This is a genomic window from Streptomyces sp. NPDC091649, assembly GCF_044756785.1.
Lineage (GTDB): Bacteria > Actinomycetota > Actinomycetes > Streptomycetales > Streptomycetaceae > Streptomyces.
This window is the reverse complement of sequence record NZ_JBIVTR010000029.1, coordinates 14354-31901: the sequence shown is the minus strand read 5'-3', so window position 1 is coordinate 31901 and position 17548 is coordinate 14354. Positions and strand designations below refer to the sequence as shown.

Below are 17548 nucleotides of genomic sequence, written 5' to 3'. Positions count from 1 at the left end.
ATACGCGCCGACCTCCATCTCGGCCTTCTCCAACTCGCCTGCAGCATCATCTGCTTGAGACGACTCAAAACCTCATTTTGAAACCGTCAGTAAGCCGCCGGCCGGGAGTGGCGGGGGGACCGATGCGCTGAGTCCGCCACAGAGGCGCCGAGCGGGGCACGGGCGCGTCACCGGCCCGCCAAAACCGGCACGGGCGCGTCACCGGCCGCCAAAGCCGGCCCGAGCACCTCACCGGCTCAGCGTGGCCGCGACGGGAAGGTGGTCGCTGCCGGTCGCCGGCAGGGTCCAGGCGGCGCGCGGCGTCATCCCCCGCACCAGCACGTCGTCGATGCGGACCACCGGGAACGCGGCGGGCCAGGTGAACCCGAGGCCGGCGCCCGCCTCCCGTTGCGCGGACCGCAGGTGGGAGGTCACCGGGGCCAGTGCGCCGTCCCGGAACGTCCCGTTGAAGTCGCCCAGCACCACGACCCGGGGCGCGGGCTCCGCCCGGAGGGCGGCGGCCAGTGCGCGGGCCGCCGCGTTGCGGCGGCCCGTCGTGAAACCGGCCGCCGACACCCGTACCGACGCCAGATGGACCGCGTACACCGCGACGGGCCCGCCCTGGGTCCGGACCGTGGCGCGCATCGCCCGGGTCCACGGCATGATCGGCACCGCCTTCACGTCCGCCAGCGGATGCCTGCTCCAGAGGCCGACCCCGCCGAGCACCGCGTGGTGCGGGTAGGCGGCGGCCAGTTCGCGGGAGTAGACGGGCGCCGAGGCGTCGGACAGCTCTTCGAGCGCCAGCACGTCCGCGCCCGCCCCGGCGAGCACCCGGGCGGTGCCGGCCGGGTCGGTGTTCCCCTCGTCCACATTGTGGCTGACCACGGTCAGATCGCCGCCGCCCGAGCGTTTGTCGGTGAGCGCGCCGCCGAAGACCGTGGCCCAGACGACGGCGGGCGCGAGCACCGCCACGGCGACGGTCCGGGACCGGCGTACGGCGGCGAGCCCGAGCAGCACCGGCACGCCGAGGCCGGTCCAGGGCAGCAGCGTCTGGACGAGGCTGCCCGCGTTGACGCCCGTGTTCGGTATCCACGCGTGCAGCGCCGTCAGCGCGGCGCAGAGCACGGCGGCGGAGGCGAGCAGGCGGTCCGTGCGGCGGCGGAGGAGGCGGCCGGAGCGGCGGCGTTCGCGGGGTTCCGCAGGGGCGGGGGGCCCGGCGGGGCCGGTGGCCGGGGCCGGTTCGGCCGCCTCCGATGGGCTCAGCACGGCTCAGGTCTCCTGACGGTCGCGTACACCGGGCTTCGGGTACGCGGACCAGCCTCCGCGACCCCTGCTTCCGGCCGGTCAGGGGCGTGCTTCGAGCACCGCACGGCTCTGTTTCGGGTACGTATCGGTGCGCGTCGCGGCCACCGCTGCGGGAGGAGGGGCCGGCGCCGGGGGGCGCCCCGCTCGCGCCCGGAGTCGGGCGGGAGCGGGGCGCTTCACGGCGGGCCCCGGCGTCAGCGACTCCCGGCATCGGCGGGCCCCGGCGTCAGCGGCTACCTGCATCGGCGGCTCCCGGTTTCAGCGGGTTTCGGTGAGCGGGCCGTACGCGTCGGGGCGGCGGGTGGTCAGGAACGGGAACAGCTCCAGCCAGTCGCGGCGGGCGTCGAGATCGAGGTCCGCGACCAGGACGGCGGGCTCGTCGCGGGGGGCCTGGGCCAGCACACGGCCGTACGGGTCCACGATGAAGGAGCTGCCGTAGAAGGTGAGGCCCCTCTCCGCGCCGATGCGGTTCGGCACGATCATGAAGGTGGCGTTGGCGATGGCGTTGCCGGTGATCACCTTCTGCCAGAGCGGCTGGGAGTCGAAGCCGGGGAAGCCCGGCTCGGAGCCGATGGCGGTCGGGTAGACGAGGACGTCGGCCCCGGCGAGGGAGTAGGCACGGGCCAGCTCCGGGAACCACTGGTCCCAGCAGGTGGGCAGGCCGAAGGCGGCCTCGTCGACCGTGACCAGCGGGAAGGCGTCGTCGCCGGCCGGACCGGGCCGGAACCAGTCGTCCTCGTAGTAGCCCTCGGTGACCGGGATGTGGGTCTTGCGGGTGCGCTGGGCGAGGGTCCCGTCGGGGGCTACGAGGATCGCGGTGTTGTAGCCGAGGCCGTCCTCGCCCGTGGGGCCCGGGGCCTTCTCGTACAGCGAGGCGTGCACGTACACGCCGTACTCGCGGGCTGCCTCGGCCGCGAACGTGAAGGTGGGACCGGTCAGCAGCTCCTCCGGCCCTGCGGGCTCGGGGTGGTCGGCGCGGCGGACGACCGCGAAGTAGGGCGAGAGGGTCAGCTCCTGGAGGCAGACCACACGGGCGCCCTCGGCGGCGGCGAGCCGGATGCCTTCCCGCAGGGCGGCCCGGTGCTCGGCGGGGTCGCGGTGCCAGCGCTGCTGGACCGCCGCCACGCGCAGCGGGGCGCGCTCGGCGGGGCGGGTCCGGGTCGGGGACGCGGGGGCGTTGTACGCGGTGATCAGACGCATGGCGGGTTCCTGGGAGAGGGAAGGGGTGCGGAAACGGTACGGAAAGGGGGGCGGAGGGGGGGGCGGCGCGGGCAGGACGGCGGGCGGGCGACGGGGAGGCGGGGAGCGGGGAGGACGGGCCCAGGGGGGAGGACGCTCCAGAGGGGCGAGGAGTACGGGCGGAGAAGGACGGACGGAGGGACAGAGGGCAGGGCGGCCGAACGCCCACCTGCCGGAACGTTCCGGCAGATGCGGGCAATGTAACCGTGCCGGAACGTTCCGGCAACCCCCGGCCCAGCCATCGGCGAACGTCTAGACTTCACCCCCGTGACCTCCCCGACCGTGACCCTCCTCGATGTCGCCCGCGCCGCCGGGGTCTCCAAGAGCACGGTGTCCGACGCGCTCCAGGGCTCGGGGCGGGTCGCGGAGGCGACCCGGGAGCGGGTCCGCGCGGTGGCAAAGGAGCTGGGCTACCGCCCCAACAGCGCCGCCCGGCGGCTGCGCCGCGCCAGCACGGGGGCCGTCGGGCTGCACCTGCCGGCGACCGCGACCCGGCTGGATTACTACATGAACCTCGCCTTCGGGGCGGTCGAGCGCGCCCAGGAGGACGGGCTCGACATGGTGCTGCTCGCACCGTCCGGGGCCTCGGGCGGACGGATCGCCTCGCGCGTCGACGGGCTCCTGGTGATCGACCCCGAGGTCGGCGACAGCGCGGTGCCGGGGCTGCTCGACGCAGGCGTCCCGGTGGTGACGGGCGAGCGCTACCTCGGCCCGGCCGACGGCCCCACCGGTGCCGTGGTCTGCGACAACGCGGCCTCGCTGACCGCACTCCTCGACCATGTCGCCGAGCGCGGCGCGCGCCGCCCCGCGCTGCTGGCCCCGTCCGGCTCCTCGGCCTGGGCGACCGCCCTGCGCGCGACCGCCCGGTCCTGGGGGCACGCCCACGGAGTGCGGGTGGCCCTGCGCACCGTGCCGTTCGCGGCGACCCCGGGCGAGGCCGAGGCGGCCACCCGGGAGCTGCTCGCCGCCGACCCCGCCGTCGACGCGGTGATCTGCGCCCCCGACGGCTCGGTCCCGGGCGTCCTGCGCGCGGCGGCGGCCCTCGGCCGGGAGGCCGGCGGGGCCGCGGGGGCCGACGGCGGCACCGGCCTGCTCGTCGCGTCCTGCGTCGACGGCACCGCCGCCCGTGGCGCCGAACCGCCCGTCACCGCCGTCGACCTGCGCCCCGCCGCGTACGGCCGCGCCTGCGCCGGGCTGCTCTGCGACATCCTCGCGGAGCGCGCGGCCCCCGACACGGTCCGCCGCCACGCCTGGTCCCTGGAGACCCGCGCCTCCACGGGGCTTCGGGGCTGACTTCCCGTCACCCCGGCCGGCCCGGCGCCGCGCGTTCCCGCCCGCGAAGGACAGCGGTCGGCGCAGGGCCCGGAGGCCGTCCTCCAGATCTCCGCGATGTGAACATTCTGCGCCGAGCAGCAACTGGCGTGGCGCTCTTGACATTTCAGAGTGCAGCCGATGATAAGATCATCTTACTTCCAGTGGGCTGATGGCGTATGGGGGCATTCCGGGAGGAATGAATTCCTCGGCCCCACCTTCGGAGGGGCACCTCCCGAAGCGGCGCACGGTCGTGGCGAAACAGCCCTGGCTGCGTGCCGCATGACGGGGTGTCAAGCCGTTTCCGCCATGGCACTTGAAGTGAGTCTCATGACATTTCCACAGGGCCCCGTCATCTGGGCGCTGGTTGTCGTAGCACTGGTCGCCGTGGGCGCCGTTCTGCGGGCTCGCGCGACCAACGTCAAGCTGCGCAGACACCATGCCGAACTGCGCCAGGAGCGTGACACGCTCCTGCGCCAGCGTGACGAACTCCACGTCGTGCACAACGGTCTGCTCCAGCGTCAGTCCACCGAACTCGCGGAGGTCCGCAAGGACGCCGAGGAGGAGACCAAGGCCGTCCTCAAGGCCGCCGTCCGCACCCTTCAGGGCCTCGCCGACGAGCAGCAGGTCGTGATCGAGAAGGCCCAGCGCAAGTACGGCGACGACCCCGGAATCCTGGCCGACCTGATGGCCATGGACCACGCCAACAGCCAGTTCGGCCGGCGCGCGCAGGGCATCGCCGTCCTCTGCGGCGGCTGGCTCGGCCGGCGCGAGACCGTGGCCTCCGTCTTCGACGTGGCCCGCAGCGCCCAGGGCCGCATCCGGCACTTCGACCGGGTCCGGGTCAACGGCCAGGTGAACTTCTCCGTCGTCAGCCGGGCGGTGGAACCCATCGCGGTGGTCCTCGCCGAGCTGCTCGCCAACGCCACGAACTACTCCGCCCCCGGCACCCCGGTGGAGATCAACATCCAGGCCGTGCCGACGGGCGTCTGCCTCATCGTCGACGACGCCGGTCTCGGCATGGGCCAGGAGGAGAAGGACCGCGCGGCGGCCCTCCTCTCCCCCCAGGCCGCGATCAGCGTTTCCAGCCTGGGCATCCCGCCGCAGTTCGGGTTCGCCGTCTCCGGGATGCTCGCCGCCCGCTACGGCTTCCGGGTCTCGGTGGACTCCGTTTCCCCCTATGGAGGCGTACGCGCGGTGGTCCTCATCCCCGACGAACTGCTCACCACCGAGGCGCCGCCCGCCGCCGCGCCCGTCGAAGCACCCGAAGCGGCCGTGTCGCACGCGCCGCAGGGCCGGCGGGCGGACCACCGGCAGGCCGCGCCCGCGCCGGCGCCCACCCCGCTCTTCCCGCCGGCCCCCCAGCCGGACACCGCCACCCAGCCGCTGGCCCAGATCACCACCACCGCCGGGGGGCTGCCGAAGCGTCGTCGCAAGAGCCCGGTCTCCGCGGTCCCCTCGGCCGAGCCGGAGCCCGTGCGCAGCAACGAGGAGACCGCCTCCCGACTCGGCGCGTTCCAGCGCGGCACCCGGTCCGGACGCGACATGACGATGACGGAAGGATCCGAGTTCCAGTGAACCCCGACCTGTCCTGGGTACTCAACGACCTGCTCCAGGTACCCGGAGCCCGGCACGCGATCCTCGTGTCCGCCGACGGCCTGCTGCTCGCCAACTCCAGCGAGATCGGCCGGGACGACGCGGAGACCGTCGCCGCGGCCATGAGCTCCATGCAGTCCCTCAGCCGGGCCGTCGCCCCCTTCATCGGGACCCGTGAGCCGGGCCGCTGGCGGCAGACCCTCCTGGAGTACGAGGACGGCTGGATCTTCCTGATCGCCGCCGGCGCCGGCGCCTACCTCGCCGCCACCGCCGCCGCCGACGTGGACATGGAAGCGATGTCCTTCCGGATGCAGCAGCAGGTCACCGCGCTGGGGAAGGCGATGACCACGCCTCCGCGCCAGAACGCGGGCAGCGACATATGACGGCGCCGGGCGAGGAGACCAGCGTCAGCAGCGGGTTCGTCCGGTCGTACGTCATCACCGGCGGGCGGGGGCTGCCCGACGCGGACGATCTCTCCCTCGTCACGCTCGTCACCCTCGCCCCCGACCGCCAGCCGCCGCCGAGCCCGAGCCCCGAGGTCAAGGCGATCTGGGAGCTGTGCTCCGGCGGCTATCTGTCGGTGGCCGAGGTAGCCGGTCACCTCGGCCTGCCGGTCGGGGTGGCCCGTCTCCTGCTCCAGGACTTAAACCAGCAGGGACACCTGCTGCGCCGGAAGGCGCCGCCGCCGGCCCAGCTCGTTGACAGGAAGATCCTCGAAGAGGTGTTGCATGGACTCCAAGTCCGGTTCGGCTGAGAGCATCTATGTGCCGGACGCGGTGCAGCGCGCGGCGAAGATCCTCGTCGTCGGCCACTTCGCCGTGGGCAAGACCACACTGATCGGCACGCTGTCCGAGATCACTCCGCTGCGCACCGAGGAGCGGATGACCCAGGCCGCGGCCCAGGTCGACGATCTGCGCGGCGCACCCGACAAGAAGACGACGACCGTCGCCCTGGACTTCGGGCGTCTGACGCTCAGCGACGAACTGGTGCTGTATCTGTTCGGCACGCCGGGCCAGCAGCGGTTCGTGGAGCTGTGGGAGGACATGGCGCGCGGTTCGCTGGGCGCGCTGCTCCTGGTCGACCCGGCGCGGCTCGCCGACACCTTCCCCGTCATCGACCTGGTCGAGACGTACGGGCTGGAGTACGCGGTCGCCGTGAACAGCTTCGACCCGTACTCGCAGCACGCCGAGAACGAGCTGCGCGAGGCGCTCGACCTGCTGCCGGACACCCCGGTCGTCTACTGCGACGCCCGGGACCAGAAGTCCTCCGCGCAGGCCCTGATCACGCTGGTCCGCCATCTGCTGGCGCACGCGGCCTGACGCACCCCGCACGTATCCGCATCGGGGCCGAGCCGGCCCCGCGACCACATCGAGGAAGCCGCCATGGACCCGTCGCCGGGAGCCACCCCGTACAGCGCCCCCGCCGGGTGCCCCATGCACCAGCAGCAGACGTCGCTGTACGGACCGGAGTTCGCCGCCGATCCGCACCGCTTCTACGACGCGGCCCGGGCGCACGGCCCGGCCGCGCCCATCGAGCTGGCGCCCGGCGTGGAGGCCACGCTGATCGTGCAGCACGAGGCGGCGCTGCGGGTGTTGCAGAACCCGGCGCTGTTCGCCCGGGACTCGCGGCGCTGGGCCGCGCTGCGCGAGGGCGCCGTCCCCATGGACAGCCCGGTCCTGCCGATGATGGTGTACCGGCCCAACTGCCTGTTCACCGACGGGGCGGAGCACCTGCGGCTGCGCAAGGCGGTCACCGAGTCGCTGGCGCGGCTCAACAGCAGCCGGCTGAGCCGGGACGTCGAGCGGATCGCCGACTATCTGATCGACCAGTTCGTCGAGCGCGGCACCGCGGACCTGCTCAACGAGTACGCCAAGCTCCTGCCGCTGCTGCTGTTCAACCAGCTCTTCGGGTGCCCCGGCGACATCGGCGACCGGCTGACCCGCTCGATGTCGGCCATCTTCGACGGCGAGGACGTGCTCCGCGCCAACTCCGAGCTGACCGAGTGCCTGATGGAGCTGGTCGCGATCAAGCGCCGTCAGCCCGGCGAGGACATCACCTCCTGGTTGATCCAGCACCCGGCGGGGCTGCGGGATGAGGAGCTGAAGGACCAGCTGGTCATGCTGATGGGCGCCGGCGTGGAGCCGGAGCGCAATCTGATCGGCAACGCCCTGCTGCTGATGCTCGCCGGCGAACAGCCGGGCACGCCCGAGCGGCGCGGTTCTGGGATGCTCGTCGAGGACGCGCTCGACGACGTCCTGTGGAACAACCCGCCGATCGCGAACTACGCGACGCACTACCCGGTGCGGGACATCGAGCTGGACGGGGTGACGCTGAAGGCGGAGACGCCCGTGCTGATCAGCTTCGCCGCCGCGAACAGCGACCCCGGGCTCACCGACGTCCGCCAGACCCTGAGCAAGGGCGCCCACCTGGCCTGGGGAGCGGGCCCGCACGTGTGCCCGGCGAAGTCCCCCGCGACGCTGATCGCGCTGACCGCGATCGAGCGCATCCTCAACACCGTGCCGGACCTCTCGCTGGCCGTGCCCGCGTCGGGGGTGGCCTGGCGGCCGGGCCCGTTCCACCGGGCTCTGGTGGCGCTGCCCGTACGGTTCACCCCGACGGCCGCGCGGCGCGCGGGGGGCGGGGCGCAGGCCCCTGCCCAGACCTCGGCGCAGCTGCCCGATCCGTTCCGGAACACCGCCCCCGCCGCTCCCGTGACGCCCCGTCACGCCGCCGAGCCGGCCAAGAAGCCGAAGGGCTGGTGGAGTTCGTTCCTCGACGTGTTCCGCGTATGACTCACGGGGCGACAATTCGCATATGATAACGGGCATTTGTGACGATTGCATGTGACGGGGGCAACAAAGAACGATGCTTGGCGCGGATATCCGGAGGGGTAGGTTCAGGTCGGTAACCATGGGCCTAGGTCGAGGAACTCTGCGTGAGCATCACTGGCGGTACAACGAGAACACCCGATGGACGGCGTGCGGTCATCGGCCTGCTCCGCAGACTCCATTCCCCGGAAGGCCAGGCCGATCCGTACGGGATACTCGCGGAGCTGCGGACGATGGGTGACGTCGTCCGCGCTCCATGGAACGGCTATTTCGTCACCGGCTTCGACGCGTGCAGCCAGGTGCTCCGGGGCCGCAACTGGATCGCCCCCGACCTCGCCTGGCAGGAGCGGCAGGACGACTCCAAACAGTGGGACGCGATAGCGACCCGGGAGATGACCACCACACTCGCCCGGCTCAACGCCCCCGAGCACACCTGCCAGCGCCGCTCGCTGGGCAACCTCTTCGACCGTTCCACCATCGAACGCCTCACCCCCGACGTCGAGCGCGACGCCGACCGGCTGCTGGACGAGCTGGCGGGCAAGCTCCGCTGGGGTGAGGCGGACTTCGTCTCCACCGTCAGCGAGCAGCTGCCGATCAGCACCGTCGGGGCCTGGCTGGGGATACCTCCCGAGGACTACCCGCACATCCTGGAGATCACACACCAGCAGGTCTTCGCGCAGGAGCTGCTGCCCACCAAGTCGCAGCTCACCGTCTCCGCCGAGGCCACCCTGCGACTGCGCGCCTACTTCACCGAGCTGGTCGCCCGCCGCCGGGCCGAGCCCCGCCACGATGTGCTGACCGGCTGGATCCACACGTGGGACGCGATGGAACCGGACCGGGAGCGGGCGGACGAGATCCTCTACCGGCTCACGATGTTCGTCACCATCGCCTCGCTGGAGACCACCGCGACGCTGCTCAGCTCGATGACCGCCCTGCTGACCGAGCCCACCCGGTGGGCCTGGCTGCGGGAGCACCCGGAGCACATCGACGCGGCCGTCGACGAGGCGCTGCGCTACGACCCGCCCATCCACATCAACACCCGGATCGCCGCCGAGGACACCGTCCTGGCCGGGGTCCCGATCAAGAAGGACAGCATGATCCACGTCCTGTACGGAGCGGCCAACCACGACCCGCGGCGGAACCCTGACCCGGACGCCTTCGACATCCTGCGCGGCGGAAGCCACCTCACCTTCGGCGGCGGGGTGCACTACTGCCTGGGCGCGGCGCTGGCCAAGCTGGAGGCGCGGACGCTGCTGGCGCGCATGCTGGACCGCTTCCCCACCCTGCGCGCCGCCTCCCCCCCGGTGTACGCCCCCCGGATGGTCTTCCGGCGGATCACCTCCCTGGACGTGGCGCTGTGAAGCTCTCGCTGCCCGCCTTCCTGGTCCCCGACGAACGCTCGGCGACGGTACGCACCCGGCGCGAGGGACCCGTCCTGCACGTGGAGCTGAACGCGCCCGCGAGCGGCAACGCGGTGACCGAGGCGATGCTCGACGAGCTGCTCGACATCGTTGCCGTCCCGGACCCCGAGGTGCGGGTGCTGGTGCTCGGCGGTGCGGGGAGCGACTTCTGCCTGGGCGGAGACCGCACCGAGTTCGGCCAGTGGCTGGAGGAGGACCCCACCGGCCGGGGCATCCGGGTCGCCGGGGAGAAGGCCCGCCGGGTCTGCGAGGCGATCTCCGGCGGGCCGGCCGTGACCATCGCCCGGGTGCAGGGCAAGGCGGTCGGCGCGGGGTTCGCGCTGGCCCTCGCCTGCGATCTGCGGGTCGGTGCGGACACCGCCTCCTTCCGCCTGCCGGAGCTGGCGCTCGGGCTGCCGACCGCCTGGGGCGGGCTGCTGCCCCGGCTGATCCACGAGGTGGGCGCCGCCCGGGTGCGCGAGCTCATCCTCACGGGCCGGGCCTTCGACGCCGCCGAGGCGTACGGGCTGTCCGTGCTCCAGCGGGTGGTGCCCGAGGCCGAGCTGGACGACGCGGTCGCCGCCTGGGCGAAGCCGGTGGTCCGCCGCCCGGAGGCCGCGCTGCGGGTCACCAAGGCGCTGTTGAACTCCTACGCCGCCGCCACCCGGCTGGCCGACCCCTCGTACCTCGACGCGGAACTGATGGCCTCGGTCGCCGCCGCCACCCGGCGCCCTCCGGCGAGCGGCGAAGGGGCCGGCGGGTCACACTCGTAAAAACCCGAGTGGAAGGCCTCCGGCGTGGACGTACCGATGTGGCTCTGGATCGCGTTCGCCGTGACCGTCGTCGTCTCGCTGGCGGTCGACCTCCTGGCACACCGCACGGCCCACGTCATCGGCTTCAGGGAGGCCGGACTGTGGAGCGCGCTGTGGGTGGGCCTCGCGCTCGTCTTCGGCGGGGTCGTGTTCCTGACCCTCGGGACCACGGCCGGGACGGAGTACACCACCGCCTGGCTGCTGGAGAAGAGTCTGTCGGTAGACAACCTCTTCGTCTTCGCGCTGATCTTCGCTTATTTCAAGGTGCCCCGGGAGTATCAGCACCGGGTGCTCTTCTTCGGCGTCATCGGGGCCCTGGTCTTCCGGGCCGTTTTCCTGACCCTCGGCGTCGCGGTGGTCAATCGCTTCACCTTCGTGCTGTTCCTCTTCGCCGCGATCCTCTTCTACAGCAGCTATAAAATCCTCAGCGGCCAGGAGGAGAATTTCGATCCGGGAAAGAGCTTCGCGGTGCGGCTGCTGCGGAAGACCATGCCGGTTCAGGACCACTATTCCGGCACACACTTCGTCGTCCGCGAGGAGGGGCGGCGGGTCGCCACTCCGCTGCTCGCGGTGGTCGCCGCGATCGAGGCCGCCGACCTCATCTTCGCCGTCGACAGCGTGCCCGCGGTGCTCGCGGTCAGCGACGAGCTCTTCATCGTCTACACCAGCAACGCCTTCGCGATCCTTGGCCTGCGGGCCCTGTACTTCCTGCTGGCGGGGCTGCTGGACCGGTTCCACTACCTGAGCCACGGGCTGGCGATCATCCTCGCCTTCATCGCGGTCAAGCTCATCCTCCAGGCGTCCCACAAGATGATCAGCACCTCGGTACCGGAGATCCCGTCGCCGCTGAGCCTGGCGGTGATCGTCGTGATCCTGGCGGTCTCGGTGACGCTGAGCATGCGCCGGCCGGCGAAGAGCGAGGGCGGCACGGGCACTTCCGGCACCGGCCCGGAAGAGTAAGGCGAGGGTAATGGAAAGGGAAAGACTTTCCAAAGGCTCCCCGCCCGTCTATCGTGAGGGAATGGCCAGCAAAAAGCGTGACCTTCATCAGCGGGCCGCTTTCATGTGCCCGACCTGCAAACAGCCCGTCCCGTCCGAGATCCACCGCCAGAAGTCACTGGGCGTCTTCGTCCCGGTCTGGCGCGCGGGGCCCTGCGAGAACCCCGACTGCCCGGACTACGCCGCCGCGGAGCACCCCGCCCGGCACCGGACCCGTCCCTCGTAGCCACGCGCTCACCGTGGCCGGGACCCGCCCTCCCGGCCACGGCCCGGACGCTCCTTCTCCCGACGCGCGAAACGGCCTCCGGCTCACTAGCGTTGCCCGTACGGGCGGGGCCGAAGGCAGCGACTCCAGGGAAGGACCTGCGCCATGGCTGTACAACCCGAGGGCACTCCATGCTGGGCGGACGCCATGTTCGCCGACGTCGAGGGGGCCAAGAGTTTCTACGGAGACGTGCTCGGCTGGACGTTCGGCGAGAACGCGTCGGAGTTCGGCGACTACACGCAGGCGTACGCGGACGGCAGAGCTGCGGCGGCCGTCGTACCGCCCATGCCGGGCGCGGAGGGCCAGGCGGCCTGGTGCCTGTATCTCGCGTCCCGGGACGCGGCCGCCACCGCGCGGAAGGTCCGCGAGAACGGCGGCGAGGTGCTGATGGAGCCGATGCGGGTCGGCGAGTTCGGCACGATGGCACTGGCCCGCGACCCCGGCGGAGCCGTCTTCGGCATCTGGCAGGCGGGCAGCCACGAGGGGTTCGAGACGGAGACGGGCGCGCCCGGCGGGTACTGCTGGAGCGAGGTCCTCACCCGGGACCCGCGGAAGGTGGACGCCTTCTACCCCTCGGTCTTCCCGTACACCGTGCGACGGTTCGACGACCCGTCGATGGATTTCTCCATGTTCGGCGTCGACGGGCAGACGGTCCTCGGCCGGATGGCGATGGGCGACGACTACCCGCCGGAGGCGCCCTCGCATCTGGACGTGTACTTCGCCGTGCCGGACTGCGACGCCGCCGTGACGAAGGCGACCGAGCGCGGCGGGGTGCTGCGGTCCGGGCCGACGGACAGCCCGTTCGGCCGGTTCGCGGCGCTCAGCGACCCGCAGGGCGCCTCCTTCACGGTGGTCGACGTGAACACCACCCGGGGCGAGATGCCGGCGACGAGCCCGGCGACCTGACCAAGCCGGGACCGACGCCTCCTGCGCGTCCTACGGACCCCACGGGCCCCAGGGGCCGCGACCGGAAGTCCGGCGCGGCCCGATCGCATGCCCGGACACCACCCGGCCGCCGTGTGCGGCCGAGGGCTCGTACCTTCCTCCATGTCGCACGCATCTGCGGTGGATCATCACCCAGAGAATGGCGAATGCCAGCCGTCAGGGCCTAGCGTGTCGCACATGCAGTCCTACACAATCGGCCAGGCAGCACGACTTCTCGGGGTCAGCCCCGACACCGCCCGCCGCTGGGCGGACGCCGGCCGGGTCGCGACCCATCGCGACGAGGCGGGCAGACGTCTGATCGACGGCCGCGCCCTGGCCGCGTTCTCGATCGAGGTCGGCCAGGGCACGGGCGGCGAGGACGAGGCCGTGTACACCTCGGCGCGCAACGCGTTCCCGGGCATCGTCACCGCGGTGAAACTCGGCGACGTCGCGGCCCAGGTCGAGATCCAGGCCGGTCCGCACCGGCTCGTCTCGCTGCTGACCCGGGAGGCCGTGGAGGAGCTGGGCCTTGAGGTCGGGATGCGGGCGACCGCCCGGGTGAAGTCGACCAGCGTGCACATCGACCGGGCCTGAGCCCGGCCGCCGACGAGCACCGACACGGCCCGGGCGGGCACCCGTCCACCGCGGTCCCCAGCACGGCAGCCCGCGCGCCGCGGCCCCGCACCGCGGCCCCGTCCGCCCGGCCCCCCGGCCGGGCACGCCTTCAAGGAGTCCCATGCCTCTGCCGGCCCCTCGCCGCCGTGCGGCCGCCGCCGCCCTGACCACCGCCCTCCTGGTCCCGCTCGCCGCCTGCGGCGGCGGCAGCGGCCCTGGGTCCGCGTCGGGTGCGCCGAAGGCACAGCTGACGGTGCTGGCCGCGTCCTCCCTGACCGACGTCTTCAAGGAGGCGGGGGCCGCGTACGAGAAGGAGAACCCCGGCACGAGGGTGACGTACTCCTTCGCGGGCTCGCAGGAACTGGCCGCCCAGGTCAGGCAGGGCGCTCCCGCCGACGCGGTGGTCACCGCGGACACCCGGACGATGGACGGCCTCTTGGAAGACACCGGGAAGCCGACCGTCATCGCCAAGAACCGCCTGGTCATCGCCACCGGTGAGGGCAACCCCGAGAAGATCGAGCGCCTCCAGGACCTCACCGACCCGGAGCTGAAGGTCGTCCTGGCCGCCCCCGAGGTCCCGGTGGGCCGCTACAGCCGGCAGATCCTCGACGCGGGGAAGATCGACGTGCGGCCGGTCTCCGAGGAGCCCAGCGTCCGCGCGGTCCTGAGCAAGGTCTCGCTCGGCGAGGCCGACGCCGGGCTCGTCTACCGGACCGACGCCGCCGCCGCTCCCGGCAAGGTCGACGCGGTCGGTATCCCGGACGCGGAGAACGCCATCGCCTCCTACCCGGCCGCCACGCTGAAGACGTCGCGGCACGGCGAGGCCGCCGCCGCGTTCGTCGCCTGGCTCTCCGCGCCCGCCGCGCAGAGCATCCTCCGGGACGCGGGCTTCCAGCAGCCGTAGGGTCTGTCCGCGCCACGCCCCCGGCAGGTCCGTACCGCAGGAGCGGCGGGCCCGCCGGTCACCGCACTCCGAGTCCGACGAGGTCCCCGATGAAACGTCCCGGCCGCCGCGCCACCGGAGCCCGCGCCCCCCTGCTCCTCACGCTGCCCGCCCTGCTGGCGGTGGCGTTCCTGATGCTGCCGCTCGCCGGGATTCTCGTCCGCACATCCTGGGCCGATCTCGGCGCCCACCTCACGGCCGAGGCCACCACCGAGGCGCTGCGGCTCTCGCTGCTCGTCTCCCTGTGGGCGCTCGGGCTGTCGCTGCTGCTCGGCGTGCCGCTGGCCTGGCTGCTGGCCCGGGTGCCGTTCCCCGGCAAGGCGTTCGTCCGCTCGCTGGTCCTGCTGCCGATGGTGCTGCCGCCCACGGTCGGCGGCGTCGCCCTGCTGCTGGCGTTCGGGCGACGCGGGCTGCTCGGCCCGTGGCTGGAGGACACCTTCGGCATCACCCTCCCCTTCCACACCTCGGGGGCCGTGCTCGCGGCCACGTTCGTCGCGATGCCGTTCCTGGTCATCTCGCTGGAGGGCGCGCTCGGCGGGCTGCGCCCCCGGTACGAGGAGACCGCCGCCTCGCTCGGAGCCTCGCCGGTACGGGTGTTCCTCACCGTGACGCTGCCGATGGTGGCCCCCGGGCTGATCGCCGGAGCCGCCCTGACCTGGGCGCGGGCGCTCGGCGAGTTCGGCGCGACCATCACCTTCGCCGGGAACCTCCCCGGCACCACCCAGACCCTGCCGCTCCAGGTCTATCTGCTGCTCCAGGACGCGCCGGAGGCCGCCACCTCCGTGTCGCTCCTGCTCCTGGCCATCGCGATGACCGTCCTGATCGCGCTGCGGGGCCGCTGGACCGGCACCCCGGGGGCCGCCGGGGCCCCCGCCCGCCGGCCCGCGCCCGACCGCCCCGGCCCTACGGAGGAGACGAACGGCGCCCACGGGGAGGCCCCCGGCGCGCACACCTCGTCCGCCGCGGCGCGGACGCCCGCGCCCCCCGAGCCCTGGCCCCTGCACGCCGAGGTCACCGGCTTCACCCGCCTCACCCTGGACGCGGGGCCCGGCACCACCATCGCGGTGGTCGGCCCCAACGGCGCGGGCAAGACGACGCTCCTGCGGGCCCTCCTCGGCCTCACACCCCGCGCGCACGCCGCCCTGCGCCTCGGGGAGCACGACGTCACCGCGCTTCCCCCGCACCGCCGGGGCGTCGCCTGGGTCCCCCAGGACGGGGCGCTCTTCCCGCACCTGAGCGCCCTGTCCAACACGGCGTACGGGCTCCGCGCCCACGGCGTGCCCCGCGCCCCGGCCCGGCGCGCGGCCCAGGGGTGGCTGGACCGGCTCGGGGTGGGCCATCTCGCCCACCGCAGGCCCGCCCAGCTCTCCGGCGGCCAGGCCCAGCGGGTGGCCCTGGCCCGCGCGCTGGCGGCCCGCCCGCGCCTCCTGCTGCTGGACGAACCGCTCGCCGCCCTCGACCAGACCACCCGGGCCCGGGTGCGGCACACCCTGCGCGACCACCTCGCGGACTTCGGCGGGGTCTGCCTGATCGTCACCCACGACCCGGTCGAGGCCCTCTCCCTGGCCGACCGGGTCCTGGTGCTGGAGGACGGCCGGGCCCTCCAGGACGAGCCGCCCGCCGAGGTCACGCGGCACCCGCGCTCGCCGTGGGTGGCCCGGATGCTCGGCCGCAACGCCTGGCCCGGCACCGCCACCGCGGACGGCCTGGCCCTGGAGGGCGGCGGACGCCTGGTGGTCGCCGATCCCCTCCCCCCGGGCACGGAGGGCCTCGCGGTCATCGCCCCGGAAGCCGTCTCCGTACACCGGGAGCGCCCCACCGGAAGCCCGCGCAACGTCTGGCCCGGCACGGTCCGCGAGATCACTTCGGGCGGCAGCCGGCTGCGGCTGCTCATCACGTCCGACCGGGCCCCGGACCTGGTCGCGGAGATCACCCCCGGGGCAGCCGTCGACCTGGGCATCGCCGACGGGAGCGCGGTCTGGACCAGCGTGAAGGCGACCGAGGCCACGGTCGTGCCGCTGTAGGGGAGTCCGGCCGTCCGTACGGGAAGGCGAAGAGGCCGGGCGGCCCGTACGGGAACCAGAACCGGGCCGTACACGTACTCCAGTACGACATCACGTAGAGACGGGAACCCATGGCACTGTTCGGCAACGCCCACACGATCGACCCGGCCACCGCGCAGGAGGACTACGCCCGGCTCCTGGGACCGGGCGAGCAGGTGCACGCCGCGTTCCTGCTGATCCGCGACACCATGCTGTTCACGGACCGGCGGCTGATCCTCGTCGACAAGCAGGGCATCACCGGCAAGAAGGTGGAGTACCGCTCCGTCCCGTACCGCAGCATCACGCAGTTCGCCGTGGAGACGGCCGGGACGTTCGACCTCGAAGCGGAGCTGAGCATCTGGGTCTCGGGCCACGTGACCCCGATCCAGAAGACGTTCACCAAGGGCGTCGACATCTACGAGGTGCAGGCGGTACTCGCGCAGTTCGTCGCCCGGTAGCACCCCGGGCGGCGCGGCTCGTCGCCCGGCGGCCACGCCATCGGGGGCGCCGGACGGCTCAGAAGTACGGGCGCAGCCGAGCCGCCGCCGAGTGTCCGGGAGCGGACGCCCGCAGCTTCGCGGCACGCTCCCGCAGCTCGGGCAGCAGGCCGTAGAGGGCGTCACCGGGGCAGCGGGTCTCGAAGCTGTCGCGGTGGCCGGAGATGACGTGCAGCCGGGCCACCTGGCCCCGGTCGAAGCGGCTCTCGGCGTTCGTCGAGACCAGGTCGACGGTGCCCAGCGGGTCCGCCCCGGGCCGCAGTTTCCAGGCGGCCAGCTCCACCAGCGCGTCCATCACCGGCTTCGGCACCTCGGCGCCCGGGCCGAAGTTCCCGATCGCCGCGATGCCGACCGTGTCGGTGTTGAACCCCTTGGTGTGCGCGCCGAGCACCGCGCGGCCGACCCCGCCCGCGCGGCCTTCGTAGATGGTGCCGCAGCGGTCGACGAGGAAGTTGTAACCGATGTCGTCCCAGCCGTCCTGCCGGATGTGGTCGCGCTGGACGGCCCGGATCAGGCGGGGCGCGTCCGCGCAGTCGTAGTCGTTGGGGTTGCCGGTGTGGTGGACGAACACCGCCCGCGCCGCGCCCGTGAAGTGCGGCCCCTCCCTGACCAGCTCCTCGTCCGCCCGCCACTCCCGGCGGCTGACGACCGCCGGCTGCGGCAGCCCGCGCGGCGGCCGGGGCCCGGTGGCCAGCTCCGTCCCCGGCACGCGGGAGGCCGGACCGTCCCCGAACACCAGAAGGGCCAGGGGCAGCACCAGAACGCCCAGGACGAGTCGGCGGGACCACATGCA

General features: G+C 73.1%; 18 protein-coding genes. 15 read left to right on the top strand and 3 right to left on the bottom strand.

Translation table 11 applies throughout. From position 1 onward, the window contains the following. Nucleotides 1-228: 228 nt before the first annotated feature. Nucleotides 229-1122 (bottom strand): endonuclease/exonuclease/phosphatase family protein, encoded by an 894-nt coding sequence (locus tag ACIQMU_RS30855; protein ID WP_402690172.1) that lies wholly within the window; start codon nt 1120-1122, stop codon nt 229-231. 420 nt (nt 1123-1542) lie between these two features. Further along, the gene (locus tag ACIQMU_RS30850; RefSeq protein WP_352243639.1) at nt 1543-2484 is read right to left on the bottom strand and encodes a carbon-nitrogen hydrolase; all 942 of its coding nucleotides are present in this window, start codon (nt 2482-2484) and stop codon (nt 1543-1545) included. Nucleotides 2485-2790: 306 nt separating this feature from the next. Between ACIQMU_RS30850 and ACIQMU_RS30845 the strand changes: the two genes are divergently transcribed. The 15 genes from ACIQMU_RS30845 (at nt 2791) to ACIQMU_RS30775 (ending at nt 16716) form a co-directional block, all read left to right on the top strand. After that, entirely contained in the window at nt 2791-3816 is a 1026-nt protein-coding gene (locus ACIQMU_RS30845; RefSeq protein ID WP_352243640.1) for a LacI family DNA-binding transcriptional regulator, read from the top strand. 348 nt (nt 3817-4164) lie between these two features. Beyond that, nucleotides 4165-5412: an ATP-binding protein gene (locus ACIQMU_RS30840; RefSeq protein ID WP_352243641.1), complete on the top strand. Its 1248-nt coding sequence runs from the start codon at nt 4165-4167 to the stop codon at nt 5410-5412. Further along, nucleotides 5409-5813 carry a roadblock/LC7 domain-containing protein gene (locus ACIQMU_RS30835; RefSeq protein ID WP_352243642.1) on the top strand — a complete coding sequence of 135 codons (405 nt, stop codon included), beginning with the start codon at nt 5409-5411 and terminating at the stop codon, nt 5811-5813. Before ACIQMU_RS30840 ends, ACIQMU_RS30835 begins: the two co-directional genes overlap by 4 nt. Next, the gene (locus ACIQMU_RS30830) at nt 5810-6184 is read left to right on the top strand and encodes a DUF742 domain-containing protein (RefSeq protein WP_352243643.1); all 375 of its coding nucleotides are present in this window, start codon (nt 5810-5812) and stop codon (nt 6182-6184) included. The genes ACIQMU_RS30835 and ACIQMU_RS30830 overlap by 4 nt, the downstream gene beginning before the upstream one ends. Beyond that, complete coding sequence (locus ACIQMU_RS30825) at nt 6159-6749, top strand: ATP/GTP-binding protein (protein WP_161266392.1); 591 nt, start codon at nt 6159-6161, stop codon at nt 6747-6749. Before ACIQMU_RS30830 ends, ACIQMU_RS30825 begins: the two co-directional genes overlap by 26 nt. Before the next feature lie 63 nt (nt 6750-6812). Next, a complete protein-coding gene (locus ACIQMU_RS30820; RefSeq protein WP_402690171.1) occupies nt 6813-8222 on the top strand; it encodes a cytochrome P450 in 1410 nt (469 codons plus the stop codon). 269 nt (nt 8223-8491) lie between these two features. Further along, nucleotides 8492-9619, top strand: coding sequence for a cytochrome P450 (locus ACIQMU_RS30815; RefSeq protein ID WP_352243667.1), 1128 nt, complete (start codon nt 8492-8494; stop codon nt 9617-9619). Further along, the gene (locus ACIQMU_RS30810) at nt 9616-10431 is read left to right on the top strand and encodes an enoyl-CoA hydratase/isomerase family protein (protein WP_352243645.1); all 816 of its coding nucleotides are present in this window, start codon (nt 9616-9618) and stop codon (nt 10429-10431) included. The genes ACIQMU_RS30815 and ACIQMU_RS30810 overlap by 4 nt, the downstream gene beginning before the upstream one ends. Nucleotides 10432-10455: 24 nt before the next feature. Next, nucleotides 10456-11430, top strand: a complete 975-nt coding sequence (locus ACIQMU_RS30805) for a TerC family protein (protein WP_402690170.1) — start codon at nt 10456-10458, stop codon at nt 11428-11430. Nucleotides 11431-11491: 61 nt separating this feature from the next. Continuing rightward, on the top strand, nt 11492-11695 hold the full coding sequence (locus ACIQMU_RS30800) for a hypothetical protein (protein ID WP_352243647.1): 204 nt from the start codon (nt 11492-11494) through the stop codon (nt 11693-11695). Nucleotides 11696-11839: 144 nt separating this feature from the next. Beyond that, nucleotides 11840-12640, top strand: a complete 801-nt coding sequence (locus ACIQMU_RS30795; protein WP_402690169.1) for a VOC family protein — start codon at nt 11840-11842, stop codon at nt 12638-12640. Between the two features lie 216 nt (nt 12641-12856). After that, nucleotides 12857-13252, top strand: coding sequence for a helix-turn-helix transcriptional regulator (locus ACIQMU_RS30790; protein ID WP_352243649.1), 396 nt, complete (start codon nt 12857-12859; stop codon nt 13250-13252). A 142-nt stretch (nt 13253-13394) separates the two neighbouring features. Beyond that, nucleotides 13395-14177 (top strand): molybdate ABC transporter substrate-binding protein, encoded by a 783-nt coding sequence (modA, locus tag ACIQMU_RS30785; protein ID WP_402690168.1) that lies wholly within the window; start codon nt 13395-13397, stop codon nt 14175-14177. 89 nt (nt 14178-14266) lie between these two features. Then, nucleotides 14267-16240: an ABC transporter permease gene (locus ACIQMU_RS30780; RefSeq protein WP_402690167.1), complete on the top strand. Its 1974-nt coding sequence runs from the start codon at nt 14267-14269 to the stop codon at nt 16238-16240. A 110-nt stretch (nt 16241-16350) separates the two neighbouring features. Next, complete coding sequence (locus ACIQMU_RS30775) at nt 16351-16716, top strand: PH domain-containing protein (protein ID WP_352243652.1); 366 nt, start codon at nt 16351-16353, stop codon at nt 16714-16716. 58 nt (nt 16717-16774) lie between these two features. Here the strand turns inward: ACIQMU_RS30775 and ACIQMU_RS30770 are convergent, their stop codons facing one another. Beyond that, nucleotides 16775-17545: a peptidoglycan recognition protein gene (locus ACIQMU_RS30770; RefSeq protein ID WP_352243653.1), complete on the bottom strand. Its 771-nt coding sequence runs from the start codon at nt 17543-17545 to the stop codon at nt 16775-16777. Nucleotides 17546-17548 lie beyond the last annotated feature (3 nt).